27 protein-coding genes are annotated in these 26339 nt (G+C 66.2%); 14 read left to right on the top strand and 13 right to left on the bottom strand.

Going from position 1 to position 26339, the window contains the following annotated elements:
• Positions 1-9 precede the first annotated feature (9 nt).
• The 3 genes from BMY35_RS08980 to BMY35_RS08970 are packed head-to-tail and all read left to right on the top strand — an operon-like array spanning position 10 to position 3655.
• Positions 10-951: an efflux RND transporter periplasmic adaptor subunit gene (locus BMY35_RS08980; protein ID WP_093197073.1), complete on the top strand. Its 942-nt coding sequence runs from the start codon at positions 10-12 to the stop codon at positions 949-951.
• Positions 948-2423 carry an efflux transporter outer membrane subunit gene (locus BMY35_RS08975; protein ID WP_093197071.1) on the top strand — a complete coding sequence of 492 codons (1476 nt, stop codon included), beginning with the start codon at positions 948-950 and terminating at the stop codon, positions 2421-2423. The genes BMY35_RS08980 and BMY35_RS08975 overlap by 4 nt, the downstream gene beginning before the upstream one ends.
• Entirely contained in the window at positions 2423-3655 is a 1233-nt protein-coding gene (locus BMY35_RS08970) for a multidrug effflux MFS transporter (RefSeq protein ID WP_093197265.1), read from the top strand. The genes BMY35_RS08975 and BMY35_RS08970 overlap by 1 nt, the downstream gene beginning before the upstream one ends.
• On the opposite strand, the gene BMY35_RS08965 is transcribed toward BMY35_RS08970, so the two are convergent.
• The 3 genes from BMY35_RS08965 to BMY35_RS08955 form a co-directional block, all read right to left on the bottom strand.
• Positions 3645-4187: a hypothetical protein gene (locus BMY35_RS08965; RefSeq protein WP_093197068.1), complete on the bottom strand. Its 543-nt coding sequence runs from the start codon at positions 4185-4187 to the stop codon at positions 3645-3647. The genes BMY35_RS08970 and BMY35_RS08965 overlap by 11 nt on opposite strands.
• 139 nt (positions 4188-4326) lie before the next feature.
• A complete protein-coding gene (locus BMY35_RS08960; RefSeq protein ID WP_093197263.1) occupies positions 4327-5040 on the bottom strand; it encodes an RNA pseudouridine synthase in 714 nt (237 codons plus the stop codon).
• A gap of 2 nt (positions 5041-5042) precedes the next feature.
• Positions 5043-6710, bottom strand: coding sequence for an MBL fold metallo-hydrolase (locus tag BMY35_RS08955; protein WP_093197066.1), 1668 nt, complete (start codon positions 6708-6710; stop codon positions 5043-5045).
• Positions 6711-6848: 138 nt separating this feature from the next.
• On the opposite strand from BMY35_RS08955, the gene BMY35_RS08950 reads away from it, so the two are divergent.
• Complete coding sequence (locus BMY35_RS08950) at positions 6849-7886, top strand: Bug family tripartite tricarboxylate transporter substrate binding protein (protein WP_177213589.1); 1038 nt, start codon at positions 6849-6851, stop codon at positions 7884-7886.
• Positions 7887-8044: 158 nt separating this feature from the next.
• Here the strand turns inward: BMY35_RS08950 and BMY35_RS08945 are convergent, their stop codons facing one another.
• The 3 genes from BMY35_RS08945 to BMY35_RS08935 all read right to left on the bottom strand — a co-directional run bounded on the left by BMY35_RS08945 (position 8045) and on the right by BMY35_RS08935 (position 10706).
• Positions 8045-8875 carry a TorF family putative porin gene (locus BMY35_RS08945; protein ID WP_093197063.1) on the bottom strand — a complete coding sequence of 277 codons (831 nt, stop codon included), beginning with the start codon at positions 8873-8875 and terminating at the stop codon, positions 8045-8047.
• Positions 8876-8948: 73 nt separating this feature from the next.
• Positions 8949-9875 carry a DMT family transporter gene (locus BMY35_RS08940; RefSeq protein WP_093197060.1) on the bottom strand — a complete coding sequence of 309 codons (927 nt, stop codon included), beginning with the start codon at positions 9873-9875 and terminating at the stop codon, positions 8949-8951.
• Positions 9876-9938: 63 nt separating this feature from the next.
• Positions 9939-10706: a GntR family transcriptional regulator gene (locus BMY35_RS08935; RefSeq protein WP_093197057.1), complete on the bottom strand. Its 768-nt coding sequence runs from the start codon at positions 10704-10706 to the stop codon at positions 9939-9941.
• 166 nt (positions 10707-10872) lie between these two features.
• On the opposite strand from BMY35_RS08935, the gene BMY35_RS08930 reads away from it, so the two are divergent.
• From BMY35_RS08930 to BMY35_RS08910, 5 genes are read left to right on the top strand one after another with little or no spacing between them, the layout of a single operon-like run.
• Positions 10873-11085: a DUF3311 domain-containing protein gene (locus tag BMY35_RS08930; RefSeq protein WP_093197054.1), complete on the top strand. Its 213-nt coding sequence runs from the start codon at positions 10873-10875 to the stop codon at positions 11083-11085.
• On the top strand, positions 11082-12557 hold the full coding sequence (locus tag BMY35_RS08925) for a sodium:solute symporter family protein (RefSeq protein WP_093197052.1): 1476 nt from the start codon (positions 11082-11084) through the stop codon (positions 12555-12557). The genes BMY35_RS08930 and BMY35_RS08925 overlap by 4 nt, the downstream gene beginning before the upstream one ends.
• A gap of 31 nt (positions 12558-12588) precedes the next feature.
• On the top strand, positions 12589-13803 hold the full coding sequence (locus tag BMY35_RS08920) for an amidohydrolase family protein (protein WP_093197049.1): 1215 nt from the start codon (positions 12589-12591) through the stop codon (positions 13801-13803).
• Entirely contained in the window at positions 13800-15092 is a 1293-nt protein-coding gene (locus BMY35_RS08915; RefSeq protein ID WP_093197047.1) for a cyanate transporter, read from the top strand. Before BMY35_RS08920 ends, BMY35_RS08915 begins: the two co-directional genes overlap by 4 nt.
• A gap of 5 nt (positions 15093-15097) precedes the next feature.
• Positions 15098-15592, top strand: a complete 495-nt coding sequence (locus tag BMY35_RS08910; RefSeq protein ID WP_093197044.1) for a nucleoside deaminase — start codon at positions 15098-15100, stop codon at positions 15590-15592.
• A gap of 14 nt (positions 15593-15606) precedes the next feature.
• Here the strand turns inward: BMY35_RS08910 and BMY35_RS08905 are convergent, their stop codons facing one another.
• Positions 15607-16935 (bottom strand): serine hydrolase domain-containing protein, encoded by a 1329-nt coding sequence (locus tag BMY35_RS08905; RefSeq protein ID WP_256228267.1) that lies wholly within the window; start codon positions 16933-16935, stop codon positions 15607-15609.
• 228 nt (positions 16936-17163) lie between these two features.
• Here BMY35_RS08905 and BMY35_RS08900 point away from each other — a divergent pair, with 228 nt between their 5' ends.
• The 3 genes from BMY35_RS08900 to BMY35_RS08890 all read left to right on the top strand — a co-directional run bounded on the left by BMY35_RS08900 (position 17164) and on the right by BMY35_RS08890 (position 19220).
• Positions 17164-17427 carry a hypothetical protein gene (locus BMY35_RS08900; RefSeq protein WP_093197039.1) on the top strand — a complete coding sequence of 88 codons (264 nt, stop codon included), beginning with the start codon at positions 17164-17166 and terminating at the stop codon, positions 17425-17427.
• Positions 17428-17616: 189 nt separating this feature from the next.
• Positions 17617-18636: a patatin-like phospholipase family protein gene (locus BMY35_RS08895; RefSeq protein WP_093197036.1), complete on the top strand. Its 1020-nt coding sequence runs from the start codon at positions 17617-17619 to the stop codon at positions 18634-18636.
• Positions 18633-19220 carry an RICIN domain-containing protein gene (locus BMY35_RS08890; protein ID WP_126469562.1) on the top strand — a complete coding sequence of 196 codons (588 nt, stop codon included), beginning with the start codon at positions 18633-18635 and terminating at the stop codon, positions 19218-19220. The genes BMY35_RS08895 and BMY35_RS08890 overlap by 4 nt, the downstream gene beginning before the upstream one ends.
• 6 nt (positions 19221-19226) lie before the next feature.
• Here BMY35_RS08890 and dkgB read toward each other — a convergent pair whose 3' ends face one another.
• The 3 genes from dkgB to BMY35_RS08875 form a co-directional block, all read right to left on the bottom strand.
• The gene (gene dkgB, locus BMY35_RS08885) at positions 19227-20051 is read right to left on the bottom strand and encodes a 2,5-didehydrogluconate reductase DkgB (RefSeq protein ID WP_093197030.1); all 825 of its coding nucleotides are present in this window, start codon (positions 20049-20051) and stop codon (positions 19227-19229) included.
• A 56-nt stretch (positions 20052-20107) separates the two neighbouring features.
• A complete protein-coding gene (locus BMY35_RS08880; RefSeq protein ID WP_093197028.1) occupies positions 20108-21310 on the bottom strand; it encodes an MFS transporter in 1203 nt (400 codons plus the stop codon).
• Positions 21311-21522: 212 nt separating this feature from the next.
• A complete protein-coding gene (locus tag BMY35_RS08875; RefSeq protein WP_143080663.1) occupies positions 21523-21906 on the bottom strand; it encodes a hypothetical protein in 384 nt (127 codons plus the stop codon).
• Positions 21907-22576: 670 nt separating this feature from the next.
• On the opposite strand from BMY35_RS08875, the gene BMY35_RS08870 reads away from it, so the two are divergent.
• Together BMY35_RS08870 and BMY35_RS08865 are read left to right on the top strand one after the other, a co-directional pair.
• Positions 22577-22903, top strand: a complete 327-nt coding sequence (locus tag BMY35_RS08870) for a hypothetical protein (RefSeq protein ID WP_093197023.1) — start codon at positions 22577-22579, stop codon at positions 22901-22903.
• A 121-nt stretch (positions 22904-23024) separates the two neighbouring features.
• On the top strand, positions 23025-24137 hold the full coding sequence (locus BMY35_RS08865; RefSeq protein WP_093197020.1) for a serine hydrolase domain-containing protein: 1113 nt from the start codon (positions 23025-23027) through the stop codon (positions 24135-24137).
• Positions 24138-24247: 110 nt separating this feature from the next.
• On the opposite strand, the gene BMY35_RS08860 is transcribed toward BMY35_RS08865, so the two are convergent.
• The 3 genes from BMY35_RS08860 to BMY35_RS08850 form a co-directional block, all read right to left on the bottom strand.
• Entirely contained in the window at positions 24248-24556 is a 309-nt protein-coding gene (locus tag BMY35_RS08860) for a hypothetical protein (RefSeq protein WP_093197017.1), read from the bottom strand.
• Positions 24557-24672: 116 nt separating this feature from the next.
• Entirely contained in the window at positions 24673-25143 is a 471-nt protein-coding gene (locus BMY35_RS08855) for a hypothetical protein (protein ID WP_093197015.1), read from the bottom strand.
• Complete coding sequence (locus BMY35_RS08850) at positions 25140-26165, bottom strand: M35 family metalloendopeptidase (RefSeq protein WP_093197013.1); 1026 nt, start codon at positions 26163-26165, stop codon at positions 25140-25142. Before BMY35_RS08850 ends, BMY35_RS08855 begins: the two co-directional genes overlap by 4 nt.
• Positions 26166-26339: the final 174 nt, after the last annotated feature.

The raw sequence follows: 26339 nt of genomic DNA, 5'->3' as shown, positions 1-26339 counted from the left end.
GAGATTCCCATGAAAGCCGCCCGAACTCCAACCGACAGCAATCCGTGGGCCCAGCGCCTGGGCCGCATCCTCATCACCCTGGTCGTGGTGGCCGCCGCCGTGTGGGCCGGCCTGCGCCTGTGGGACCACTACGAGCTCGCGCCGTGGACGCGCGACGGCCGCGTGCGCGCCAACGTCGTGCAGATCGCGCCCGACGTGTCGGGCCTCGTCACCGCCGTGCCGATCCACGACAACCAGCCGGTGGCCGCCGGCACGCTGCTGTTCGAGGTGGACCGCGCGCGCTACGACCTCGCCGTGCGCCAGGCCCAGGCCGCGCTCGCCGCGCAGCGCGCCATGAGCGCCCAGGCCCAGCGCGAGAACGCGCGCAATACCGGCCTCGACGAACTGGTGTCGAAGGAGTCGCGCGAACAGACCCGCTCGCGCGTCGAGCAGATGCAGGCGGCGGTCGCGCAGGCCGAGGTGGCGCTCGACTCGGCGCGCCTCAACCTGCAGCGCGCCGAAGTGCGCGCGCCCACCGGTGGCCTCGTCACCAACCTCGACCTGCGCCAGGGCAGCTATGCCGCGGCGGGCCGGCCGGTGCTCGCGCTGGTCGATGCGCAGTCCTTCTACGTCGAAGGCTATTTCGAGGAAACCAAGCTGCCGCGCATCCACCTCGGCGACCGCGTGCGCGTCACGCCCATGGGCGGCGGCGCGGTGCTCGAAGGCGCGGTCGAGAGCGTGGCAGCCGGCATTGCCGACCACGACCGTTCCACCAGCGCCAACCTGCTGCCCAGCGTGAACCCGACCTTCAACTGGGTGCGGCTCGCGCAGCGCATTCCGGTGCGCATCAAGCTCGATCCGCTGCCGCAGGGCGCGAGGCTCGTCGCGGGCCAGACGGTCACGGTGCAGGTGCTTGAGAACAAGCCTGTGCAGAAGACGGCGGCGACCACCTCCGCGCCACAGAAGGGATGAACGACATGACCAGCTTCGCATTCCGCCTCGCATCGCTGGCCGCCGCCGCCGCGCTCGCGGCCTGCGCGGCGGTCGGCCCCGACTACAAGCAGCCGCCCGAGGCGCTCGCCAGCCAGGCCGCCGCCGGCAAGCCCTTCGCCGAAGCGCCTGCCAACGCCGCGCCGCTGCCCGCGCACTGGTGGCGCCTGTATCACGATCCGCTGCTCGACAAGCTGGTCGAGCAGGCTCTCGCGCACAACACCGACCTGCGCCAGGCCGTCGCGAATCTCGAGCGCGAACGCGCCATCGAAGACGAAACCTCCGGTGCCAAGTACCCGACCATCGGCGTCAATGGCGGCCCTTCGTTCGGCCACGTCTCGGGCCTGTCGTTGCTGCAGAAGGGCTACGAGCCGCCGAGCACCTTCAACTACAGCGTGGGCGCCTCGCTGTCCTACCAGGTCGACCTGTTCGGCCAGATCCGCCGCGCCATCGAGGCCTCGCAGGCCAGCACGCAGGCCGCCGAAGCCGCGCTCGACCTCGTGCGCGTGAACGTCGCGGCCGGCACCGCGCGCGCGTACGCCGAAGCCTGTTCCACCGGCCTGCGGCTGCAGATCGCGCAGAAGTCCGTCGCGCTGCAGCAGGATGCCGTCAACGTCACCGATCGCCTGCAACGTGCGGGCCGCGCAGGCGCCATCGACGCGAATCGCGCGCGTGCGCAGTTGCAGCAGCTCAACGCAGCGCTGCCGCCGCTGAAGGCCGAGCGCCAGGGCGCGCTGTACCGCCTCGCCACTCTCACAGGCGCACTGCCGCAGGACTTTCCGCGCGAGGTGGCCGATTGCACCGTGCCGCCGCGCGTCGCCGGCGTGCTGCCGGTGGGTGACGGCGCCGCGCTGCTGCGCCGCCGCCCCGACATCCGCCAGGCAGAACGCAGCCTCGCCGCATCGACCGCGCGCATCGGCGTGGCGACGGCCGAGCTCTATCCGAAGGTCACGCTGGGCCTCTCGGGCTCCTCGGTGGGCCATGCCGATGGCTTCGGTCGCAAGGACACCTTCGCCTGGAGCCTCGGCCCGCTGATCTCGTGGACCATTCCGAACACCGGCGTGGCGCAGTCGCGCATCGCGCAGGCCGAGGCCGGTACGCGCGCCGCGCTCGCCAAGTTCGACGGCACCGTGCTCACCGCGCTGCGCGAGACCGAAACCGCGCTCGCCACCTACGCACGCGAGCTCGACCGCCGCGCCGCGCTGCAGGCCTCGCGCGACGAGAGCGCCAAGGTCGCCGCGCAGGCGCGCCAGCTCTACCAGAACGGTCGCACCGGCTACCTCGATTCGCTCGATGCCGAACGCTCGCTGGCCGCCAGCGAGGCCGCGCTCGCGGCCAGCGAGGCGCAGTTGGCCGACGACCAGGTGGTGCTGTTCATGGCGCTCGGCGGCGGCTGGGAGCCCGACGATGCCCATCTCGCGCAGAGGTCGACACCGGCCAACGCCGGGCAATGATGCCGACCACCACCACGTCCGCGCAGCCGCAGCGCCGCCCGCACGCGCCGCTGTGGCTGCTCGCGCTGGTCACCTTCAGCGGCACGCTGGCCATGCACATCTTCGTGCCCGCGCTGCCCATCGCCGCGAAGAGCCTCGGTGCCGGCATCGGCGCGATGCAGATGACGGTGAGCCTCTACATCCTCGGCCTCGCGGTGGGCCAGCTGATGTATGGCCCGCTGGCCGATCGCTACGGAAGGCGGCCGGTGCTGCTGCTCGGGCTGGGGCTCTATTGCGTGGCGGGCCTCGCCGCCGCGCTGGCGCCCGAGGTGCATTCGCTGATCGCGGCGCGCCTGTTCCAGGCGGTGGGCGGCTGCGCGGGCCTCGTGCTCGGCCGCAGCATCGTGCGCGACACGGCCGAGCCGCAGGAGGCCACGCGCCGCCTCGCGCTGATGAACCTGATGGTCACCATCGGCCCGAGCCTCGCGCCGCTGGTCGGCGGTGCGCTTGCCACCGCGCTCGGCTGGCGCTCGATCTTCTACGCGCTCTTCGGGCTGGGCGTGGTCGGCTTCCTCTTCACCTGGCGTCTGCTGCCCGAGACCGGCACGCCGGGCGCGGTCGTCAATGCGCGCGACCTGGCGCGCAACTACGGCAAGCTGCTGGCCTCGCCGGCCTTCCTCGGTTTCTCGATCGGCGGCGGCTGCGCCACCACCTCGATGTACGCCTTCATCGCGTCGGCGCCCTTCATCTTCGTGGACCAGCTGCACCGGCCGGCGCACGAGGCGGGCATCTACCTCGCCATCCTGGTGTCGGGCGTGTGGCTCGGCAGCTTCCTCACCAGCCACCTGATCTCGCGCGTGAGAGTCGACCGCTTGATGATCCGCTCGAACGCGCTGAGCGTGGCCGCGGCCTTCGTGCTGCTCGGCGCGGCGCTGACCGGCCATCTTTCCGTGCCGCTCATCGTCGCCTGCATGTTCCTGTACACCGTGGGTGCCGGCATGGCCTCGCCGGCCGCCCTCACGCAGGCGATCAGCGTGAATCCGCAGGTCATCGGCTCGGCCTCGGGCCTCTACGGCTTCACGCAGATGGCCGTGGGCGCGCTGTGCACCGCGCTCGCGGGCATGGGGCACAGCAACCCCGCGCTGGCATCGGCCATCGTGCTGGCGGGAGCGGGCATAGTGGCGCAGCTGTCGTTCGCGGTGGCGCTGCGCACGCAGAAGTGTGCAGCCGCCGCAGCGAAGCTCAGCGCGTGAACAGCCAGCCGCCCTTCGGCTGGCGCACCAGCTCGTGGCGCTTGACGGCGCGTTCCTCGCCGTCGTCGCCCACGTAGACCACCTCGAAGCGCAGCAGCTTCGGCGAGACCATCTTCCAGTTCTGGATGCGCTTCACGGTCACGCAGGCGGTCTTGTCGTGGTACTGCATCTCCGACATCGGGCCGCCCTGGAAGCCGCTGCCGTCGAACAGGCGGCCGGGTGCGGCGAAGGGGTTGAGCACGGCGCCGTTGCGCGCGGTGATGCAGCCTTCGGTGCGCACGAAGGACTCGATGGTCGGCGAGGCGCTGCGCACCACCTTGCCCACGGCAGGGCTCGGCGGCTTGCTGGCGATGGCCTCGCGGATGCGCTCGACCTGCTCCTCGGTGATGGGCGCGAGGCCGTCCTTCGAGACCACGGGCGGCGGCGCTGCCGGCGGTGCGGGCGGCGGCGGGGGCGCGAGAAGCGTGCAGCCCGTCGCGAGTGCCAGCGGCACGGTGCAGGCGAGGGCGGTGCCCGGTGTTCCGAACTTCATGACTCAGTCTCTCCCTGAGGGCTTGCGGCCCCTGGAGGCCGCGGGCTGAAAATTGCGGGCCGCGAACATGCGGTGCATCGTCGTTGTCGTCCTCTGTCTTCTCTTCTCGACTCTTCTTCTTTGTTCTTGCTTGTTGTTGTCAGAAGCGTTCGTGGGGTGCAAGGTAGCGCCACTGCCCGGGCTGCAGCCCCGCCAGCGGCACGCGGCCGATGCGGATGCGCCGCATCGCCACGATGCGCAGGCCGACGCCGTCGCAGATGTGGGCGATCTGTCCGGGCCGCGCGCCCTTGAGCGCGAAGCGCAGTCCCGTCTGCTCGTCGGTCTGCCGCCCGATGCTCACGCGTGCGGGCGAGCGTTCCAGCCGCGCCAGCGCCTCGGGGCTCACCGCGCCGGCCACGTCGACCATCACTTCGTGCTCGAGGATGCCGGCGTCTTCCTGCAGCTTGCGTTCGATGCGGAATTCCTGCGTGTACGCGACCAGCCCGCTGGCTCCGGTCTCGAGTGGCGTCATGCAGCGCTGCGCCTTCGCATGCGCCGGCAGAAAGCGCAGCCCCGCGCGCTCGGGCTCGTGATGGTTCGCGGCAATCAGCAGGCGGTGCGCGGTGTCGGTAGCCATGCCGGCAGGCTTGTACAGAAGCAATGTGACAGGCAGCACGGGCTCGGGCCTGGCGCCGGCCTCGATCTCGACCTTCTGCTGCGGCAGCACGCGCGACTGCGGCAGCATCTGCGGCACGCCGTCCACGCGCACCGCGCCGTTCTCTATCAGCAGCTCGGCTTCGCGGCGCGATACGCCGGCCAGCGCCGCCACGCGCTTGGCGAGGCGGATGCCTTCATCTTCGGCGGGAGCATTCATGTTCATCGGGCCGCCGCCAGCTGGCGGATGCGCGCCACGTGCGCGGCCAGCGAACGCGCCGCCACCGGCCACATGCGCTCGGGCACGTCGTCGTAGGCCAGCGGAAGCCATTGCTCGGGCGTGCCTTCGGGCAGCGTCTGCATCGCGGCGGCGATCTTGGCCTCGCGCTTCAGGCGGTGCGCCTTCAGCATGCCGATGGCGATGCGGGCGAAGCCGATCACGTAGCCGTGCGCGGGCAGGATGAACTCGATACCGCCGGCCTCGCAGGCCTTGTCGAGCGCATCGAGCGAATCGAGGTACGCGCTCATGTCGCCGTCGGGCGGATCGATCACCGTGGTGCTGCCGTTGAGGATGTGGTCGCCCGAGAAGAGCAGGCCGTCTTCCTCCAGCACCAGGCACAGGTGGTTGGCCGCGTGGCCGGGCGTGTGGACCACGCGCAGCGTGTGCGTGACGGCCTCGCCGGCGTCGTTGGTGCCCGAGAGCACCAGGCGTTCGCCGTCTTCCAGTTCGCGCTCGGGCGCGAAGCGCGCGGTGGCGCGTGCGGTCGGCTTCGAGGCCAGCCCGAGGATCGGTGGCTTGCTGCCGTTCTTGCACAGCGCTTGCAGCGGCGCCGCGCCCGGCGAGTGGTCGGCATGCGAGTGCGTGCAGACGATCATGCGGATGTCGCCGCGCGTGGCGCGCCAGAGCCGGCCGATGTGGTCGAAGTCGTTCGGGCCCGGGTCGATCACGATGTAGCCCGTGGCCGCGTCGCCGACGATGTAGCTGTTGGTGCCAGGGCCGGTCATGATGCTGGCGTTGGGCGCGGTCAGGCGCATCACGTTCTTCAGCAGCGGCACCGGGATCTCGCTCTGCCAGTCGAGCGCGTGCAGCACCTGGCCGTCGGGGCAGACCAGCGCGAGCTCGCCGTAGGGCGACTCGTGCTCCATGTAGCGCGCGTCCTCGCCCTTGAGCAGGCCGGCGCGCGGGCAGCTGGTCCACAGCGGAACCTCGCCGGCGCAGGCCGCGAGCAGGGCGTCGACCGTTGCGTAGGTGGCCATGCGCTGCAGCGTGCGCACGGTCGGGAAGATCATGAAGAAGGTGCCGGCTTCGTGGCGCGCCAGCGCATCGGCGGGGCGCACCCAGCAGGGCTCGAACTGCTCGTTCTCGTCGGCCGTGGGCGTCTGGCCTTCGGGCATGCGTGCCACCAGGAAAGGCACGTCGAAGCGACGGGGCAGGTCGCGGTCGGTCATCCAGTGCGCGAAGGTGAAGACGCGGTCGGAATCGAGCACCAGGCCGCGCGCGGCGCACTGGTCGGCGAAGGCGGTGCCGGCGGTGTCGCCACGGTCCATCGCGGCGATGTCCTCAGCCGTGACGGCGCTGCCGTCGGCGTGGTGCGCGAGCAGGATGCCCAGTTCCTCGAAAGCCTCGCGGATGGCCGCGATGGCCTGCGTGCGCTGTACGCGGCTCTGCGTGGGGCGGCGCGTGGCGATGCGCTTGGCCGCCTCGTCGGCTTCGTCGATGTGGCCGCCGGGAAACACGTACGCGCCGGGCGCGAAGCTGGCGGTGGCGGAACGGCGGGTCATGAGCACTTCGATGCCGGCGGCGCTGTCGCGCAGCAGCAGCACCGTGGCGGCCGGGCGCAGGGGCGCGGGCTCGCGTGGGATATGTAGTTGTTGGGAGGAACGGACCATGGGCCAATTATGGAGAGCGGGCGCGGTACGTGCATGTCGCGCATAAGCTCATATGGAATCGGGCATCAGCCGCGCGCCACAATGCGCGCCTGCACTGTCTGCATTGAAGACAAAAGACTGACCGACCGAAAGACTGTAATGGCTCATTCTCCACTCACCCGTCTTGCCAGATTCGCCCGATTCACCGGACTCGCCCGCCGCGGGCTGCTGCTGGCCACGGCATCGCTCGCCGTGCCCGCCGCCTTCGCCCAGCACGCCGCGCACGACTGGCCGCAACAACCCGTCACGCTCATCATGGGCTTTCCGGCCGGCTCGGGCGTGGACGTGGTGGCCCGCGCCATCCAGGAGCCGCTGGCGAAGCAGCTCGGCAAGCCGGTCATCATCGACTACAAGTCGGGCGCCGCCGGCAACATCGCCAGCGACTACGTGGCCCACTCCAAGCCCGACGGCTACACGCTCTCGTTCGGCACCGCCGCCACGCACGGCAGCAACGCCGCGCTCTACAAGAAGCTGCCGTTCGACGTGGAGGCCGACTTCGTGCCGGTGGCCCCGGTGCTCGACGTGTCGAACGTGCTCACCATCAATCCCGACGTGATCAACGTCAAGACCTTGAAGGAATTCGTCGAGCTGGTCAAGGCCAACCCCGGCAAGTACAACTATGCGTCTACAGGCAACGGCGCCGGCACGCACATGGCCTTTGCCGAGTTCAACTCGCGCCTGGGCCTGAACATGGTGCACGTGCCTTACAAGGGCGGCCCCGAGGCCATCACGTCGGTGGTGCGCGGCGAAACGTGCTGCATCATGAACCAGGTGCAGACCGTGCTACCGCACTACAAGGCCGGCAAGGTGCGCCTGCTGGGCGTGACCACCGCCTCGGCCGTGCCAGCGGTGAAGGAGGTGCCCACCATCGCGTCGAGCGGCCTGCCTGGCACCAGGGGCTTCGACAGCTCGATCTGGTTCGGCATCTTCGCGCCCAAGGGCACCGACCCGCAGATCGTCGACAAGCTCAACGCGGCAGTGAAGGCGGTGCTCGAGACCCCCGAGATCCGCGAGCGCTTCGAGAGCCAGGGCAACACCGTGCGCATCGAGTCGCCGGCGCAGTTCAAGAAGACCGTGCACGACAACCGCGTGAAGTGGGCCGAGGTCGCCAAGGCGGCGAACATCAGCATCGATTGAACGCTGTGTTCCGGGGCGTGTGCACAGGCCGCCGGGTACTCCCCTCCGCGAATGTCCCCCGGCCTTCGGCCTCCTCCTCTATTTCGCTGCGGGGAGCACCCGACGCCCTGTGCACGAGGCACGCTGTCGGGGCGCTGCCGGCATGAGCGCACTGCCGATCAAAGCGTCTTGGTCAGCGTGAGGATGAAGCGGGCCTTGTTCGGCGAGTAGGTCTGCTTGCCGAAGGCGCCGAAGCCCAGGTCGACACCCGGATTGCTCACGGAAAGATACGAGCTCTGCTTGTTGGCTCCCTGCACCGAGCCGGCCAGCGACAGGCCGTTGCCGAAGTCGTAGCTCGCGCCCACGTTGTAGTCGACGTAGCTCTTGTAGCCCAGGCTGCGGATGTCGTTCGACATGTTCGTGTAGCCCACGGCCGCCTTCAGAGTGAGCTTGGGCAGGATCTCCTTGCTGTACGACAGGTTCAGGTAGCCGGTGTTGGTGCCCTTCAGGCCCGAGCCGGCCTTGTTGCCGGCGTAGCCGAAATAGTCCTTCGACACCGTGTGCGAGTACTTCAGCGTGAACGAGCCGATGGTTTCGTCGGTGTAGCCCGCGCTGCCATAGAGCTCCGTCGTGTTGCCCGACGAGTTGCCCGGATAGATGTACGTGAGCGCACCCACGTCCATGTCGAAGGGGCCGGCCTTGAACTTGTAGCCGCCGTAGATGTCGCTCTCGATGCTGTTGCCCTTGAGCCAGTTGACGCTCGAATTCCAGTTGCCCACGTAGAAGCCGCTGTCGCCGAAGGCGTAGTCGAAGCCGCCCTGGATGGCGGGCTTGAACGCGCTGGTCTTGGCGTAGTCGTTCCTGCCGAGCATATCCTGGTCCTGCCCGCGGAACTTGTAGTTGGTGGTGAGCGCCACATTACCCGTGAGCTGCGCGCTTGCGAGCATCGGAAGAGCGGAAAGAACAGGAAGGGCGAGCACCGGCAGGGCGGTGCGAAGGATGTTTTTCATCGAAAGAATCGCTGACGTATGGAGGAGCCGTCAGCGTAGGAGCGGCCGTCTAAACGCCGCGTAAAAACTGAGCTCAGCGGCGCAAAAGTTTCGTCTCGGGCATCGTCATCGCCACCACGCCCGCCACGACACAGGCCAGTCCGAGCCATGCCGTGGCCGCCAGCGTCTCACCGAGGAACACCACGCCGATCGTCACGCCGATGGGCACGCGCAGATAGGCCTGGGCGGCGGTCGACATCGGCCCCAGCGTCTTGATGAGCCGGAAGTAGATCGTGAAGGCCAGCGCGGTCGAGAGCACCGCCAGCGCCAGCACCGCCATCATCGATGCGGCCGACGGCGAAAGCGTCCACGGCCTGTCGACCACGAGGCTCGCGGGCAGCAGCATCGCCGCACCGCTGACGAGCGAACCCGCGGCCGGCACCATCGGGTCCAGCCCCTTGAACACGCGGCCGAACATCGCGGCGCAGCCGTAGCAGACGGCGGCGGCCACCAGCCCGAGCTGAGCGAGCAGCGAATGCCCGAGCCCGTTCAGCGCCTCGAAGCCGACGATCAGGCAGATGCCCGCGAGGCCCGCGCCCACGCCGAACATGCGCCGCGGCGTCGGCTTGTCGGAGCCGCCGAGGCCCAGCCCCAGCAGGAAGATGAAGATCGGCGAGGTCGAGTTGAGGATGGTCGCCAGCCCCGCATCGACGCTGCGCTCGGCCCATGCGATGAGCGTGAAGGGCAGCACGCTGTTCAGGCAGGCCTGCAGCGCGAAGCGGCCCCACATCGCCGGCTCCTTCGGCAGCTTCACGCCGCGCACGCGCAGCACGGCGAGCAGCAGCGCTCCGGCAATGAACGTTCGCGCCGCGATCAGCGTGACCGGCGGAATGGTCGCGACGCCGATCTTGATGAAGGTGTACGAGGCGCCCCAGCAGGTGGCGAGCAGCGCGAGCAGTGCCCATTCGAGGGCGAGGCTGGCGTGGGGCTTGTCGATGGAGGAGGGTGTTGATGCGTGCATGGTGCGCCGATCATTCCCCCACCGGCGCGGCCACACTTCGGCCGAGAACGAAGCGTGGATGCCTCAGTGGTCGTGCGCGTGCGGCTTGCTGTTCATGCCGCCGTTCAGCAGCGTCGCCAGGTCGACTTCCTGCTCGGCCGCAGCCCCGGCGATCACGCGTTGCTCCAGCTCGTCCAGATGCTCCAGCGCCACGGCCAGCGCCTGGTCGAGCGACTTGCCCGTGGTCAGGGCCTCGATGATCTGCTCATGCTCGCGCGGCGCGCAGCTCGCGGCCTCGGCGGAGTCGTACAGCGCCTTGTAGAGCTCGGTGTTCGAAATGAGCCGCTTGATGTACGACAGCAGCTCCTCGCTGTCCGCCATCTGCGCCAGCAGCAGATGGAAGTCGCCCGCCAGCTTGATCGCGTCCTCGCGCCGGCCTTCCTTGAAGGCCTTCTGCTCCGCCTGCACGTGCTTGCGCAGCGCGGCCACCTGTTCGCGCGAGAGGTTGCCGAACAGCGTGGTCACCAGTCCGGCCTCGACGATGCGGCGCGCGCGGTAGATGCCGCGCATGTCTTCGATGGAGGGGTTGGGCACGAAGGCGCCGCGGTTGTGCTCCAGCACCAGCCGCTTTTCCGACCCCAGCCGCGCCAGCACCTTGCGCACCGCGCCGCGCGTGCAGCCCAGCGCTTCGGCCAGCGCGCGTTCGCGCAGCGGGGTTCCGGGCCGCAGCTTGCCGCTGAGCAGTGCCTTCGACACGGCGGCGTAGACGCGTTCGTCCACGTTCGCGTCGTCGGCTTCCGTGAGTTCGGGGGAGGGGGCGGTCGCTGGGGTCTTGCGGGCGGCGGAGGGCATAGGCAGTCGGATTATTGCTTGTGCGATGTCGCCCCCGGGTAAGCCCTTGGATTGACTCGCCCGGTCGTGCTCCGTACCATTCGCGCCGTTTGGTTAACCAAAATAAATTGTATGGTTAACCAAAATCAGAGAAAATCCCAACCAGAGACATGAATCGAGGCTCTCCATGAAATCCGCCAAATGGCTTGCCGCACTGCCGGTCGCCGCCTTCTTCAGCGGGGGATGGCTGTCCTCCATTGCGCCCACCTTCGTGCTCGGCATGCCCTTCCTGATGGTGTGGAACGTCAGCTGGCTGGTGCTGACCTCGCTGATCATGGTGGTCATCGACCGCGCAGAAGGCGACATCGACGCGCCTTCGGCCAACGGAGACGCGCGATGAACGCCGCGCTCGGAGTCATCGCCCTGTTCGTCGTCGGCGCGCTGGGCCTCGCGGTGCTCGCGCGGCGCGGCCGCACCATGAACCTCGAGCAATGGGCGCTCGGCGGGCGCGGGCTGGGCGCCATCATGGTGTTCCTGCTGATGGCGGGCGAGTCTTTCTCGACCTTCACCTTCCTGGGCGCGAGCGGCTGGTCTTACAGCAAGGGCACGCCGGCCTTCTACATCCTGGCCTACGGCGGGCTGGCCTACCTCATGGCCTTCTGGATGCTGCCGGCCGTCTGGCGCTACGCCACCACGCACAAGCTGGTGTCTTTCTCGGACTTCTTCGCGCACAAGTACGACAGCCGCCCGCTCGGCGTGCTGGTGTCGGTCGTGGCGCTCATGGGCATGGTCGCGCTGCTGACCATCCAGTTGCGCGGGCTCGGCATCATCGTGTCGGAGGCCTCGTACGGCTCCATCGCGCCGCAGGTGGCGATCTGGATCGGCACGCTGGTGATGGTGAGCTACATCCTGTTCTCGGGCATCCACGGCTCGGCCAGCATCGCGATCGTGAAGGACATCCTGATCCTCGCGCTCGCCGTGTTCCTCGGCATCTACCTGCCGTGGCACTACTACGGCGGCGTCGCGCCGATGTTCACCGCCATCCACGCCGCCAACCCCGGCTTCTTCGAGTTCCCGAAGGAAGGCCTGAACCTCACCTGGTACAACTCGACCATCCTGCTGACGGCGCTGGGCTACTACCTCTACCCGTTCAACCTCACCTCGGTGTACGCGGCAAAGAGCGCGAGCGCCGTGCGGCGCAACACCATCCTGATGCCGCTGTACCAGGTGGTCATCGCCTTCCTGTTCCTGGTCGGCTTCGCGGCCATCCTGCAGGTGCCGGGGCTCAAGGGCTCCGACGTGGACCTGGCCCTCTTCGGCCTCGTCAAGCACACCTTCGACCCGTGGTTCGTCGGCGTGATCGGCGGCACGGGCGTGCTCACCGCGCTGGTGCCTGGCTCGATGATCCTGCTCACGGCCTCCACCGTGATCGGCAAGAACGTCTACAAGGAAGGCTTCGCGCCCCACGCCACCGACAAACAGGTCTCGCGCGTGGCGCGCGGCGTGCTGCCGGTGTTCGCGCTGGTGGCGGTGTACTTCGTGCTGCGCGGCGGCACCACCATCGTGGCTGTTGCCATCTTCGCCTCCAGCCTGCTCACGCAGCTGCTGCCCTCGCTGCTCTTCAGCCTCAAGAAAAAGCCCTTCGGCAACAAGCACGCCGCCTTCGCGGGCATCCTGGCCGGCGGCGCGGTGCTGGCCTTCATGATGACCACGGGCTCGAACCTGGGTACGCTGTTCCCGGCCGCGCCGGTGGTCTTCAAGTCGCTCAACACCGGGCTCGTGGCTCTGGCGACCAACGCGCTGGTGTTCGTGATCGTCGCGCTCGTCACCCCGCGCACGACGCCGCGCGCCGCCATCGCGCAGCCGGCCTGATGAAGATTTTTTCGAGAAACGGATTCCCACCATGTCATCGCTCCTGATCCGCAACGTTCGCCCCATGGGCGCTTCCCCGGTCGACGTGCGGGTGCAGGACGGGCGCATCGCCGAGCTCGGCACCGCGCTCGCCGCGCCGGCCGGCGCCGTCGTCGAGGAAGGCCACGGAGCCTTGCTGCTGCCCGGCCTCGTCGAAGGCCACACCCACCTCGACAAGACCATGTGGGGCATGGATTGGTACCGCAACGAAGTCGGGACGAACCTCACCGACAAGATCGAGAACGAGCGCGCCTTCCGCCATGTCAGCGGGCATGACGCAGCCACGCAGTCGCTGGTGCTCGCCAAGGCATTCCTGGCGCTCGGCACCACGCGGCTGCGCACGCACGTCGATGTCGACACGCAGGCCGGCCTGCGCCACCTCGAAGGTACCCTGCGCACGCGCGAGACGCTGCGCGAGGTGCAGCAGATCCAGGTCGTCGCCTTCCCGCAATCGGGCCTGCTGGGCCGGCCCGGCACCGCCGAGCTGCTCGACCAGTCGCTGGCGATGGGCGCCGACGTGCTCGGTGGTCTCGACCCGTGCGCCATCGACGGCGATCCGGTGAGGTCGCTCGACGTGCTTTTCAACATCGCCCACAGGCACCAGCGCCCTGTCGACATCCACCTGCACGAGCCCGGCGCCATGGGGGCCTTCTCGCTCGACCTGATCCTGCAGCGCACCGAGGCGTTGGGCATGCAGGGCAAGGTCGCCATCAGCCACGGCTTCTGCCTCGGTGATGTAGGCGCGGGGGTGAGCGAACGCGAGCGCGATGCATTGCTCGCCCGCATGGCGAAGCTGGGCGTGGTGCTCGTCACCAGCGCGCCGCCCTCGCGCACCGTGCCGCCGCTCATGGTGTGCCGGCAGGCCGGCGTGACAGTGCTCGGCGGCAACGACGGCATCCGCGACACCTGGTCGCCCTACGGCAACCCCGACATGCTCGAGCGCGCCATGATCATCGGCCTGCGCTACAACCTGCGCCGCGACGACGAGATCGAAGTGGCGCTCGACACCGTCACCCACTCCGGCGCGCGCGGCTGCGGCTTCGAGAACTACGGCCTCGTGCCCGGCAACCGCGCCGACCTCGTGCTGGTCGATGCGCAGACCGTCGCGCACGCCGTCGTCTCGCGGCCGGTGCGCAAGCTGGTGGTGGCAGGTGGGCGCGTGGTCGCGCGCAACAGCATGCTGAGCGCAGACCTGGCGGCCTTGTGAAGGCAGGGGGCAAGCACGACGGAGGCATCGCCTTCGCGATCGTCATCGTGCTGGTGGCGCTGAACCTGCGCGCCTTTCTCACGTCGAGCAGCCCGCTGCTCGAACCCATCCGCATGGCGACCGGCATCGGCTTCCACGCGGTGGCGCTGCTGACGGTGCTGCCGATGTTCGCGATGGGCGCCACCTCGCTCTTCGGCGCGGCCGTCGGCCAGCGCATCGGCGCGCGCGGCGGCGTCGCGCTCGGGCTCGTGGCCATCGCCGTGGCTTGCGCCAGCCGCTACGTGGCCGGCGGCGCTGCGGCGCTGCTGTGGAGCGCCGCGCTCGCGGGCGCGGGCGTGGGCCTTGTGCAGGCGCTGATGCCCGGCGTGGTGAAGCAGGCCTACCCGGCGCGCATCGGCGTGATGACGGGGCTGTATTCCGCCGCCATCATGGGCGGCGGCGGGCTCGGCGCCATGGCCAGCCCGTGGGTCGCGCATGCACTGGGCGGCGACAAGGGACCGGACTGGCACGCCGGCCTCGCGATCTGGGCCCTGCTCGCGACCTTCGCGCTGCTGTACTGGCTCAACATGCGGCGCATCGAATCCACTTCCATCGCCGAGGCGCCGGGTCTTCGCGGCCTCTCGTGGCTGCGCTGTTTCTCGAGCGGCCGCGCGTGGCTGCTGGCCGCGTGCTTCGGCCTCATCAACGGCGGCTACACCAGCCTCGTCGCCTGGCTGCCGCACTTCTATGCGCAGCAGGGCTGGACCGCGCAGCAGGGCGGCTCCGTGCTCGCGCTGATGACCGCCGCGCAGGTGGTCTCCGCGCTCGCCATGCCCGCCATCGCACGCAGCCGGGGGCGCGACCTGCGGCCCTGGCTGGTGCTCACGCTCGTCGCTCAACTCGCGGGCTTCTGCGCGCTGACCTTCGACGCGCCCGTGCCGGCAGTCGCCATCGCGGTCGCGCTGGGCTTCGGCCTCGGCGGTGCGTTCTCGCTGTGCATGGTGCTCGCGCTCGACCATTTGCCCAACCCCGCGCAGGCCGGTGCCCTCGCGGGCTTCATGCAGGGTGTCGGCTTCATGATCGCGGCGCTCGCGCCCTTCGTCACCGGCTGGGTGCGCGAACAGACCGGCGGCTTCACGCTCGCGTGGGCCTATCTCGCAGCGGTCGTGGTGATGCTGCTGCCGCTCATGCTGCGCTTCGATCCGCGCCGCTATGCCGCCGCCACGGCGGGCCTCTTCGTTGCGCGCGGCACCCAAGCCGGCGCACCATCCATCACCGCGCTCGACAGCGCGGCTACCAGAAAGGTCTGAACACGATGTACCAGGAACAGTTCATGCGGCGGGCGATCGCTCTCTCCGCACAAGCGCTGAGCGAGCCCGGCACCGAACCCTTCGGTGCCGTCGTCGTGAAAGACGGCGTGATCGTCGGCGAAGGCTTCAACCATTCCGTCGCGCACCACGACCCGACATCGCATGGCGAAGTCGAAGCGATCCGCGATGCATGCCGCAAGCTCGGCACCGTCAACCTGCAGGGCTGCGAGCTCTACACCTCATGCGAGCCTTGCGCCATGTGCGTGGCGGCGATGCATATCGCGGGCATCGCGAAGCTGTACTACGCGGCCTCGCTCGCGCAGTCTGGCAAGGCCTTCGATGGCGTGACGGTGGCGGCTCGGCATCCGATCGATGTGGATGCGCTGCGCGCCGAGGCTGGTGCGCCGTTTGAGCGGCGCAGCTTGCCCGCCGAGCAGAAGATGGATGGCGAAGCCGTGCGGATCCTGTCGGCGTGGGCCGCGCCACGCAAGGCCGCCTGACGCACCTGTGGCACCTATGTCTTGAGCGCTTTCACGACAGCATCGAAGAAAGGAACCGCCGGAATGCCGGTCGCCGTCGGGTTGGTCTGCGCTCCCCAGATGACGATCACGACCTTTTCCTTGCGGTTGATGTAGATCTGCTGGCCCATGATCCCGACCGCGAAGAATGCGCCGTCCACCGCGGACTGGCTGCTCTTGTTGGTGGGGATCCACCACATGTAGCCGTAGTCCGATGCGGTGCCGGTGCTCAGTACCTTGGGAGAGCCCGCGTCCGTGACCCATCCCGTGGGCAGCAGTTGCTGCCCGCCGGCAAAGCCGTCGTTCATGACGAACATGCCGAAGCGACCATAGTCGCGCAAGGTCGCGCTGATGCCGCCGGCCGCGAACTCGATGCCGTCCGGCGAGTCCAGCCACCAGTTGGCCTGTGCTTCCATGCCGAGCTTCGACCAGACCTTCTCGGACAGGTACTGCGCCAGCGGCTTCTTGACCGCGTTGTAGACGATCTCGCCGGCCACCCGCGCCTCACCGGTGCTGTAGTTGTACACGGAGCCCGGCGCGGCCACGCGAGGCAGCTTGCTCATGAGGTCCATGGCCGAACCCGGCTTCTGGCTGAGCTGTGCTTCCAGCAACTGACGGCGATCGGATGTGGGGTCGGTGTAGGTCTCGTTCCATTTCACGCCCGAGGCCATCATCAGCACATTGCGCACCGTGACGCCGTCGTAGGCGGTCCCCGCCAACCGAGGCACGTACTTGACCACCTGGTCGTCGAGGCTGGCGATGTAGCCGTCCTTTACCGCCAGGCCGACCAGTGTCGACGTGATCGACTTGGCCACCGACATGGACATCCAGCGGGTCTTCTGCGTGTTGCCGTACTGGTAGGTTTCGTTGGCGATCTTGCCGTCCTTCAGGATCAGCAAGCCGGCCACGCGGTTGGCGGCCATGAAGTCGGCCATGCTGTAGGTCGCGCCGCCAGTCGAGAAGCTCAGCTGGGTCAACTGGGAGGCGGCCGCGGGCAGCGCGTAGGGCGTGCCGCCGGGCTCGATCGTCCGTGTCGGGAACAGCCGGTCGGTGTTGCGGTACGTGTTGACGGCGAGGTCAGGAGACAGGGCGCCGTCGTAGATCTGGCGGACCGTGCCGATGGGCTCCGAGGCATGCGGATAGCCGCTGCCGCTGCCCGGATTGCCGCCGCCACTGGCAGGGGGAGGTGCCGCGACGATGGGCAGGACCGCACCGCCTCCACCACCACCTCCGCCGCCTCCACCACCACAGGCCGCCAGCAGCACTGCGGCTGCAATCAGCGAAACCGACAACGCGGCACGCACCGGGCGCACAACGACAAACACCCTCCGGACACCTTGATCCACGCGAATCTCCTCGTCTGTTTGTTGGTGATGGCACCTGCGCGCCACGGGCAAGGCATTGCACCTTGCCGCCGCGGATGATCGCACTCATGCGCTCCGGAACCAAATCCGCCGTCGGAATTCACGACGATGTTGTTACTCACCACTCTGCCCAGCCCTGAATAGAGTGACCTCACGGCGCCACTCGAAGCGCGCCAAGAGGAGTTGGCAATGTTCATCACCAGAAGCAGCGATAGCGGCAGCGCGACCAAGCCGTCTTCAGCTCGCGTCGCGCGTGCGCTCGAAATCCATCGAAGCGTCGTGGCGTGCAACGCGCACATCGCGCGCAGCAGCGACAGCACCCACGCACTCACCGCAGCGCTGATGCTGCCTTGCTACAAGGCCGAATTCCGCAACCTCGTACTCGTATTGACCTCGGACGAAGAGCGCGAACTTAGGTACGCGCTCGATGTGCTTTGCGATTGCGCCGCATGAAGAAGAGAACCTTCGCGCCAATTTCCGGCGCTCGAGGTTTCATTCCGAATGCTTGCGCGGCTTGCGGAATTACAGAGTTGGATTGAACGGGATTTCACTCGTAGCGGCAAACATGCCGAGCGCCCAGACTCCGCTTCCCCGGCCGGGAAGTCATTTCATGGAAGTCATTTCTCTTGAAAGGAGTTGGCAATGGCGGAAAAGCAGAAATTCACCATCCTCTCGTTCGTTGGCGGTGGCATACGGGGCCTGATGTCGGTCACCATCCTGAACAAGCTGTACACGAAGTACCCGCAGATCATCGACAACACCGACCTCATCGCCGGATGCTCGACGGGCTCGATCATCACCAGCGAACTGCTCGCGGGAACGAAGCCGCAGGACCTCATTACCTTCTTCACCACGAAGGAGATCGACTTCTACAACAAGATGAACTCGGACCCGAACGTGCCCGCGTACTCGATCGACGAGGTCTTCGCCTCGCAGCTCAAGTTGCACCCCACGGCGAAGGTGTCCGACCTCGGGCGCTGCGCGCTGTTCGTGTCGTTCAACGTCGGCGGTGCCGCGCTGAAGGACGGCGTGAAAACGCCGACGCCGTGGGAGCCGGTCATGTACACGAACATGATCGCGGACCACGGCGACGTGCTGGTCGCGAAGGCGGCCACGTCCAGCGGCGCGATGCCGGGGCAACTGGGCTCGTACGAAGGCAACATCGACGGCGCCTTCTTCAACCACGATCCGACGGTTGCCGCCATCGCGCTGGCCGTGAAGGCCGGGTACGCGCTGGAGGACATCACGGCCATCACCATCGGCACCGGCCTCATGTACGACTGGATCGCGAGCGACACCCACAACTGGGGCGCCAACCAGTGGATGACCGGTACGCCCAATCCGTTCAACGTCACGCCGCCCTTTCTCATGAACCAGTCCACGCCTGGGCCGGTGCTCGACGCGAGCCTCAGCGGCACGTCGGCACAGATCATGCCCATGCTCGCCGGATTCCTGCTGGGCGACCGCTACGCGAACGTGAACCCGACGCTGCCGTTCTTCATTCCGGAGAACACCACCTACCCGCAGGCCATCGATCTGCTGCAGGCCAAGGGCAAGTCGGCCGACACCGCGAAGGCCGAAGCGCTGCTCCAGGCCTACTGGGTGAACCACTCGCTCGGTCCCGTCACGCCCCCCGCAAACGCCTCCGCCAATCGCGCGTGAGCGGCACCCCCGAACGCATTCCTGAAACAGGAGGAACGATGTCGATCACTGAAGAGAACACTGCCGAAGCAGCCGCCGGCGTCCTGGACTCGCAGGACCTCGGCCCGCATGTCATCCAGCAATTGCTGCCCACCCGCTACGTGCTCGATGTGGACGGCGGCAGCACGAAAGAAGGCACCGCGGTCATCTCATGGACGCGCAAGTCGGACAAGGGCAGCACCAACCAGCAATGGATGTTCGTTCCCGCGGGAGGGAACAACCCGGGATGGTGGTATCTGCAGACGAACATGGGCACGGGCCTCGTGATGACCGTGGTGCCCAAAGGCATTGTCCCGGTGCCTCCACCCACACCCATCGTGATGATGAGGAAGGGTGCTGTTGCCGACAGCAGCCTGCAGCTCTGGTGCCTGCTGCCCACCGAAAAACTCGGCTACTGGTACATCCAGAACAAGAGCGGTGCGAGCAACTCGGCGACGCCGATGATCCTCACGCTCGACGGCGACAAGACCGCTGCGCGTGCAGTGCTTGGCGCCATCAGCTTCACCGGGTTTGAAACCCAGGCCTGGGGGTTTGCACCGGCGTAGTGGAAGTCAGTCCCAGGCCGGCGACAGACCGGCCGGGTCTGTCAGGCGCTCATTGCGGTCGAGCGCTGCGATCTGCGCCATTTCGGCTTCCGTCAGCTTCAGCTGCAGCGCCTTCAGGTTGCCCTCGAGGTTCGTGCGCTTGGTGGACGACGGAATCACCGCGTAGCCCAGCTGCATCGCCCATGCCAGCACCACCTGCGCGGTGGTTGCGCCGTGCGCCTTGGCAATCGCCTCGATCACCGGGTCGTTGATGACCTTGCCGTAGGCCAGCGTCATGTAAGAAGTGATGTGGATGCCGGCGCTCTTCGCGAATTCAGCCACCTTGCGGTTCTGCAGGTAGGGGTGCAGCTCGATCTGGTTGGTGGCGATGTTCTGCGCGCCCACGGCGGCGATGGCTTCCTTCATCAGCGCGATGTTGAAGTTCGACACGCCGATGTGCTTGGTGAGCCCCTGCGCCCTGGCTTCGGCCAGCGCGCCCATGAACTCGGCCACCGGCACCGCGTTGCCGGGCGAGGGCCAGTGGATCAGCGTCAGGTCCACATGGTCGGTGCGCAGCTTCGCGAGGCTGTCCTTCAGGCTGGGCACCAGCTTGCTCTTGGCGTAGTTGTCGGTCCAGATCTTGGTGGTGATGAAGAGGCTCTCGCGGGCCACGCCGCTTTCGGCAATCGCCTGGCCCACCTCGGCCTCGTTGCCGTAGATCTGCGCCGTGTCGATGGTGCGGTAGCCCACGTCGAGGCCGTTCTTCACCGAGTCGATGACCACCTGGCCCTTCAGGCGGAAGGTGCCGAGGCCGAAGGCGGGAATGGGGCTCTGCGTGACGTTCGTGTTCATGGCGTTGTCCTTGTGCGTTGAAAAGAGAAGAAGAAAGAGAAAAGAGGAAGGGAAGCTCAGTGCCCGACCGGCACCGGTCCAGAAGCCCGCACCGGAATGCCGGCACGGCGGTCGAGCGTTCCGCTCCATTGCGTGAGGGCCAGCGACACCAGCACCACCAGCGCACCGATCCACGGCGTGTGCATCAGCCCCAGGTGCGTCACGATCAGCCCGCCGGCCCAGGCCGCGCCGGCAATGCCCAGGTTGAAGGCCGCGATGTTCAGGCCCGAGGCCACGTCCACCGCCTGCGGCGTGAAGCGCTCGGCCTGCTTCACCACGTACACCTGCAGCCCCGGCACGTTGCCGAAAGCCACCGCGCCCCACATCAGCACGGCGAGCAGGGCCAGCCACTTGTGCGGCGCCGCGAAGTTGAAGAGCAGCAGCACCGCGGCCAGCAGCGCGAAGATGATCTTCAGCGCCGGAATCGGGCCCTTGCGGTCGGCCAGCTTGCCGCCCCAGATGTTGCCCACCGCCACCGACACGCCGTAAACCAGCATCACCCAGCCCACGGCGCCGGCGCTGAAGCCAGACACTTCGGTGAGGATCGGCGCGAGGAACGTGAACGGAATGAACGAGCCGCCATAGCCGATGGCCGTCTTCGCATACACCAGCAGCAGGCGCGGCTCGGCCAGCACCTTGGCTTGCTGCGCCAGCGAGGCCGGCGGCGTGTGGCGGATGTTGCCGGGCACGAAGACCCAGCTGCCGATGAAGGCGATAACGCCCAGCGCAGACACGGCCAGGAAAGTCTCGCGCCAGCCGAAGTGCTGCCCGATGAACGTGCCCAGCGGCACGCCCGTGACCAGCGCCACCGTGAGGCCCGTGAACATGAGCGCGATGGCGCTCGCCGCCTTTTCCTTTGGCACCAGGCCGGTGGCGATCGTCGAGCCGATGGAGAAGAACACCCCGTGCGCCAGCCCCGTGAGCACGCGGGCGGCAATCAGCGATTCATAGCTCGGCGCCTTCCACGCCAGCAGATTGCCGAGCGTGAACAGCGCCATCAGCCCGAGCAGCAGCGCCTTGCGCGGCAGCTTGCCCGTGAGCGCGGTAAGCACCGGCGCGCCGATGGCGACGCCCAGCGCATAGAGGCTGACCAGCAGGCCGGCGGAGGGGAGGCCGATGTTGAGGTCGGCAGCGACTGTGGGGATGAGGCCAACGATGACGAACTCTGTCGTTCCGATGGCGAAGGCGCTGAGGGTTAGCGCCAGTAGGGCGATTGGCATGGGGGCACTCCTTCTTGGATGTAGAGGAGTGTCTTGCGATTACCTTTGCTGATAAATGAGGTTTAGAGAAGAAGATAGTTGCATTGCAGTCAATAGTCGTTTCATCACCGATATCCCGAATGAGACCTCGCATGCTCCAGCCTGGAAGGCGCGTCGTTCCTGCGATTCGTGAGTTGACGGCTACATCTGATGTGATCGCGCGCAGGCTCTCTTCACAGCAGTTTGGAGGGGAGAGCTTCGCTGAGCACGAACTGCAGGTTTTCTTTTTGAAACGACCGCTCGTACGTGACGGTAGATACGACTAGATCCTCCTCGGCACCCAAAACCATGGGGCCGTAGTCGCTTGTTGGAGAGTCGGTTTCAGGCAGATGAAAATGCGCAATCAATCCATCGAAATAGAACCGAAATATCTTCTTCACCTGATGTCGCAAGCCAATCACAGGATTGCGTATGTCCTTGTACTGGGCGATCGGCGGCATGTTATGAATCACGCCTTTTGTCGAAAGCTGCGTGAGCTGAACACCATAAAAAGATGCAGGGGACGCGTCCCCATCCACGAGCATTTTTCGGAGACGCTCGAGTTCTACATCTGGCATCGTGACTTCCGAAAACTCCGGACGCGACGTGGCGGCGGCGCGCCACAGGAGGCTTAAGAAGAAGAGCCGTAGCCTATGGGTGTCAAGTCCATTAATTCTCCGGATACCCCATGGCGTCCCATGAATTGGCGAAAAGTGTCCTTCGAGTGTGAGAGCACTAGCCCATCCACTCCAAACAAGCCTGTGCGCACGCATCTGTCGAATAGCCCAAGTATCAAGGTCCGTAAGCAACGTTTCACCGCTAATCGTTACGAGCCGATCGTCATACCAACTGTCCCATCGACGTGTAGGCATCTTGCCGCTCGCAATCTGGATGAGTGGACGGCCCGGTACGCTTGGCTTCGTAAGTGCTTTGGGGATGAGATGAGCCGCGATGAATTCGCCCTCTTTCAAAGTTAATGCGCAATTTCCTCTCACTCCACACCTCTCAAGCGATATTTGGCAGACGCCACTACTAGGGAACTTTAAAGGGCTTCGAAGTCAATGCCGAACCATTCAGTCTCAACTCGTCGAAGGCTAAATGTAGTTGGTTGAAGGGGTAGTTGATTATCGGAGCGTACTTGTACATCGATGGAAATCCTCTCGTAGATATACTGCCCATCGTCGCGCTAGGTGGTGCGGCCGGGTTTGGAAGCCTGATGAAGCCCCTGCGAATCTTGGAGTCCATTTCATGGCTGAATCCGCTCGCACCCGCGCGCAATCTCGCAATCCTTCCGCTTCTATCAACCCCGCGTCATTTGATCTCGACGACCTCGCCCTACAAGCCTGCGACGACGCCGAAAACCTCAACGACGTGATGCGTGCCTACGCCGCGCTCAGGAAGCTCGTAGACACCAGCGCCCTGAACGACAGCGAGGAACTCACCCCCAGCCGCACCGAACTGAGCGCCTTGCTCGGTGTGCTCAACGACGCACTGACGGCGCGCATCGACGCCATCAACCTCGCGGCCGGCGCAGTGCGCGAAGCGCTGCAAGGGCGCGAGCCGGGCCTCGCGTGAGGTAGCGGCGAAGAGGCGGTCAATCAACGAGTCGGCCCCACCACGCCGCACTCGAGACAGATCGACCTCAGCCGCAAGACCATGACGCATGATGGCGGGCCACCCCGATAACCCCCCAGTCATGCAACGAACCTTGATGCGCGCATTGGCGCTCTGCTGCGCTTGCGCCGCCTTGATGGTGGCGGGCGCGTGCACCTCGACGCTCGAGAGGCCGCCCGCCGCCGCGGAAGCGGCCACCTATCCGGCCGCTTCGTGGCAAGCCATTCCCGCATCGTCCCTGAGCGATGCGTGTCAGCGCGACCTCGATGCGGCGCGTGACTACCTGCATACGCTGGACTCCACCGCCCTCATGGCTGTGCAGGACGGCCGCGTGCTGTTCAGCTACGGCCCCGTGCAGACGGTCAGCATCGTGTTCTCCGCGCGCAAGAGCGTGTTGTCGATGATGTACGGCAAGTACGTGGCGAACGGCACGATCGATCTCGACCGCTCTCTCGCCGACCTGGGCGTCGACGACATCGGCGGCCTGTTGCCGGTCGAGCGCCAGGCGCGCGTGCGCGACCTGCTTTCGGCGCGCTCCGGTGTCTATCACTCGGCAGCCAACGGCGGCGACGATGCGTCCGCCGCACCGGCACGCGGGTCACAGAAGCCTGGAAGCTACTTCCTCTACAACAACTGGGACTTCAACACGGCCGGCACGGTGTTCGAGCAGTTGACCGGACGCAGCATCTACCGGTCGTTCGCGGACGACCTCGCGACGCCCCTTGCGCTCGAAGACTTCGACCTGGCCCGCCACAAGCGAAGCGGAAACGCCAGGCTGTCACAGCACCTGGCCTACCCCTTCTTCCTGTCCACCCGCGACATGGCGCGGCTGGGCTACCTGATGCTGAAAGAGGGCAACTGGCGCGGTCAGCAACTGATTCCGGCCGACTGGGTCAGGCAGATGACGCAGCAGCGAACGCCCTCCACGGACATGCATCCGCCGCACACGGCGCGCCGGGGCTTCGGGTATGGCTACCTCTGGTGGCTGCTGGAAGAGCCTCCGGACTCGCCGCTGAGCGGTGCCTACATGGCCTGGGGCGTCCATGGCCAGTACATCCTCGTGATTCCGAAACGGCAGATGGTGGTTGCGCACAAGCGCGAGGTGCCGGTGGCGGGCAACTGGAATGTGAGCCGGGTCGCGCCGAAGGACTTTCTACGCGTGGTCCGCATGATTGCGGATGCTCCTTGTCGCTGAGTGAGGCAGGGTGAGGGCTGAGGCGCCGGGCGTTTCGAATCACGGTGAAGCTTGGATGTGCACGGGCCCTTCGAAGTCGTTCCCCGGTGCGGCACCGGCGGGTGTGGCCGCTAAGCGCAGTGGATCGCCAGCATGACCCAGAAGGTCACCCACAGTGCGCCTGCTCCAAGCAGATACATCCCCAGCAGAAAAGCGGCCAGATAGCCGATTCGTTGCCAGATTCGAGGGGCGCTCGGAACGAAGCGCCAATAGATCCAGGCCGCCCATACAAGAAGGATCGCGGCGGTGATCGGAACGATGTTCTCGAAGAGTGGTTGGAATTTGCGCTGGTCCAGCGCCCCCACAGCCACGAACATTGCCGGCATCACGAGGAACCACGCCAGGACGTTGAGAAGAAGACGTGCCCAGACCTTGATCATCGAATTGCGTCTCCCCTGAAGAAATGCTCCGGCACTGTTGTTTCCCGGCTTGGAGCTCGATATGGAGGCGTCGAGGTTGAGGGCATGCAGCCTGGGCAGCTTCAAACGCGCAACGCTCACTGCTGCTTGGGCGACGCGGTGGGGCCTTCAATCCACTTGCAGCATGAAAGTGTCTTGGCGCACGTTGGTTGAACTGTGGCTTGCAGCCTGTCCAGGCGCTCGGGTCGTTTCGTCGGTGGGCTCTCTAGTTCATCGACATGGGTTTCCACTTCGAAAGAAGACCCGTTGCTGAGCGTCCTCAGAAGTCCGGCGACTTCCGCAAGTCGGCGATGTGCCTTTTCCGAAGAATCGGCATCGCCCTTGATTGCAAAAGCAAAGATGTCGGCGCGGTATATGCCGTGTGTCGCTCTGCTTGTGTCCTTCTGCTCGATGAACCAGTTTGTCAGAGAAATGATCTGTTCCGACCCGAGGTGCGTGCTTGTCGATGGGAACCGCACATCGCGCTGGAGCCCGGCGAAAGAGCAGGCCGTGGTCCATGCAGGCGCAAGCCCCAAGGCGAGAGGGATGATGGCGTGGAGATATTTCATGCTGCTGTGTCTTGATCAATGCCCAGGATGTATGCGGCGATGCTGTCTGCGTTCACCCTTGCCTTGGCTCGATTCCTTGCGTTCATGGCGTTCAGTTTCGAGATCATTGTTCCGTACCACTCGTCGTTGGAGCTGAATGTGTCATCGAAGTGAGTGATCTCATGGATCAGCGTCAGCAGCTTCGAATCACCGTTCATGACTTCACCTGTTTCGAAGTGGGTCTTGTTGTCCCACTCGAAGGTGCAAAAGGGCAGGGCAATTGCGATGGTATGAGTGGCAGTGTCCGGTTTGCATACTGCTGCGACGGTTCCTGCGGAACTCCCCATGACGCAGGTTGCAAGCCTTCCGCTCTCGGTGAAACGGACAAAATTCTTGGGTTCCAGGCCTTTCAGCGTGCGAACGCATCCAGCCAAGCCTTTGCGCAGATATTCACGCGTTTCGTGATCCGCGACGCCAAACCATGTCTTCACATGAGCTTGTGCTCTTTTGTCCCAGCGTTCGAGTTCGGGTAGTCGTTTCTTTGTGATGTAGTCGATCGCCGTATCGCGCAGCCTCATCATCAGGGCCGCGAACTCCTTGTTTGTCATGTTCGGACAGATGTTTTCGGTCTGTTCGGCCTCCGGCGGATGCGTGACACCCTCATCGACAATTTTCTTGAAGGCTGCCATTTCCAAACCAGAGGTGGTGTCCTCCGTAGGAGCCATGGTTGGCATGGTTCCACTCGCACGCCATGCCTCATCGTCATATTCCGCCGACTGCCGCAACCCGGAAAGCAGCGGCTGCGGCACTGGGCAGTGGCACACCACCACGTCCCCCTCCAGCGCTATCTCCGATATGAACTGCGGCCGCCGCGGCCCTCCTGCCTTCGCAATGATGCCGACGCTGTTGCATCCTTCGCAGTACGCCCTGCCACCGATCAGCGCGGGCCGATGGCCGAAGAAATCGACCATCGGGCCATCGTAGGGCAGCACCCTCCCACCAGCGGCCGATAGATCACCGACCAAGACAACTCTGCGCATCATCCTGAAACCTCCCTTGTTGAGTCGGGGAGTTGTAGAAGGATGCGCGTGTTGACACTGTGGACTAACGTCAACCGGCTACATATTTTTCACGCTGGCTGGAGTTTTTGGGTTCGAAGATGCGCCGCGTGCTGACGCGGTTCAAATCTTCCCTTCGAGCAGGTGGTGTTCGAGCTG

Origin of the sequence: Variovorax sp. YR750 (assembly GCF_900109805.1) — a bacterium.
GTDB lineage: Bacteria > Pseudomonadota > Gammaproteobacteria > Burkholderiales > Burkholderiaceae_C > Variovorax > Variovorax gossypii.
This window is presented reverse-complemented; position numbering and strand designations above follow the sequence as displayed.

What these genes read in the sequence shown, in the direction of transcription:
- BMY35_RS08860 (WP_093197017.1), bottom strand. Translation starts at nt 24,556, where the DNA reads ATGATCAAGGTCTGGGCACGTCTTCTTCTCAACGTCCTGGCGTGGTTC.
- BMY35_RS08955 (WP_093197066.1), bottom strand. Translation starts at nt 6,710, where the DNA reads ATGGTCCGTTCCTCCCAACAACTACATATCCCACGCGAGCCCGCGCCC.
- BMY35_RS08960 (WP_093197263.1), bottom strand. Translation starts at nt 5,040, where the DNA reads ATGAATGCTCCCGCCGAAGATGAAGGCATCCGCCTCGCCAAGCGCGTG.
- BMY35_RS08870 (WP_093197023.1), top strand. Translation starts at nt 22,577, where the DNA reads ATGGCTGAATCCGCTCGCACCCGCGCGCAATCTCGCAATCCTTCCGCT.
- BMY35_RS08940 (WP_093197060.1), bottom strand. Translation starts at nt 9,875, where the DNA reads ATGCACGCATCAACACCCTCCTCCATCGACAAGCCCCACGCCAGCCTC.
- BMY35_RS08925 (WP_093197052.1), top strand. Translation starts at nt 11,082, where the DNA reads ATGAACGCCGCGCTCGGAGTCATCGCCCTGTTCGTCGTCGGCGCGCTG.
- BMY35_RS08975 (WP_093197071.1), top strand. Translation starts at nt 948, where the DNA reads ATGAACGACATGACCAGCTTCGCATTCCGCCTCGCATCGCTGGCCGCC.
- BMY35_RS08965 (WP_093197068.1), bottom strand. Translation starts at nt 4,187, where the DNA reads ATGAAGTTCGGAACACCGGGCACCGCCCTCGCCTGCACCGTGCCGCTG.
- BMY35_RS08920 (WP_093197049.1), top strand. Translation starts at nt 12,589, where the DNA reads ATGTCATCGCTCCTGATCCGCAACGTTCGCCCCATGGGCGCTTCCCCG.
- BMY35_RS08930 (WP_093197054.1), top strand. Translation starts at nt 10,873, where the DNA reads ATGAAATCCGCCAAATGGCTTGCCGCACTGCCGGTCGCCGCCTTCTTC.
- BMY35_RS08880 (WP_093197028.1), bottom strand. Translation starts at nt 21,310, where the DNA reads ATGCCAATCGCCCTACTGGCGCTAACCCTCAGCGCCTTCGCCATCGGA.
- dkgB (WP_093197030.1), bottom strand. Translation starts at nt 20,051, where the DNA reads ATGAACACGAACGTCACGCAGAGCCCCATTCCCGCCTTCGGCCTCGGC.
- BMY35_RS08970 (WP_093197265.1), top strand. Translation starts at nt 2,423, where the DNA reads ATGCCGACCACCACCACGTCCGCGCAGCCGCAGCGCCGCCCGCACGCG.
- BMY35_RS08935 (WP_093197057.1), bottom strand. Translation starts at nt 10,706, where the DNA reads ATGCCCTCCGCCGCCCGCAAGACCCCAGCGACCGCCCCCTCCCCCGAA.
- BMY35_RS08895 (WP_093197036.1), top strand. Translation starts at nt 17,617, where the DNA reads ATGGCGGAAAAGCAGAAATTCACCATCCTCTCGTTCGTTGGCGGTGGC.
- BMY35_RS08850 (WP_093197013.1), bottom strand. Translation starts at nt 26,165, where the DNA reads ATGATGCGCAGAGTTGTCTTGGTCGGTGATCTATCGGCCGCTGGTGGG.
- BMY35_RS08980 (WP_093197073.1), top strand. Translation starts at nt 10, where the DNA reads ATGAAAGCCGCCCGAACTCCAACCGACAGCAATCCGTGGGCCCAGCGC.
- BMY35_RS08855 (WP_093197015.1), bottom strand. Translation starts at nt 25,143, where the DNA reads ATGAAATATCTCCACGCCATCATCCCTCTCGCCTTGGGGCTTGCGCCT.
- BMY35_RS08910 (WP_093197044.1), top strand. Translation starts at nt 15,098, where the DNA reads ATGTACCAGGAACAGTTCATGCGGCGGGCGATCGCTCTCTCCGCACAA.
- BMY35_RS08945 (WP_093197063.1), bottom strand. Translation starts at nt 8,875, where the DNA reads ATGAAAAACATCCTTCGCACCGCCCTGCCGGTGCTCGCCCTTCCTGTT.
- BMY35_RS08865 (WP_093197020.1), top strand. Translation starts at nt 23,025, where the DNA reads ATGCAACGAACCTTGATGCGCGCATTGGCGCTCTGCTGCGCTTGCGCC.
- BMY35_RS08950 (WP_177213589.1), top strand. Translation starts at nt 6,849, where the DNA reads ATGGCTCATTCTCCACTCACCCGTCTTGCCAGATTCGCCCGATTCACC.
- BMY35_RS08875 (WP_143080663.1), bottom strand. Translation starts at nt 21,906, where the DNA reads ATGCCAGATGTAGAACTCGAGCGTCTCCGAAAAATGCTCGTGGATGGG.
- BMY35_RS08900 (WP_093197039.1), top strand. Translation starts at nt 17,164, where the DNA reads ATGTTCATCACCAGAAGCAGCGATAGCGGCAGCGCGACCAAGCCGTCT.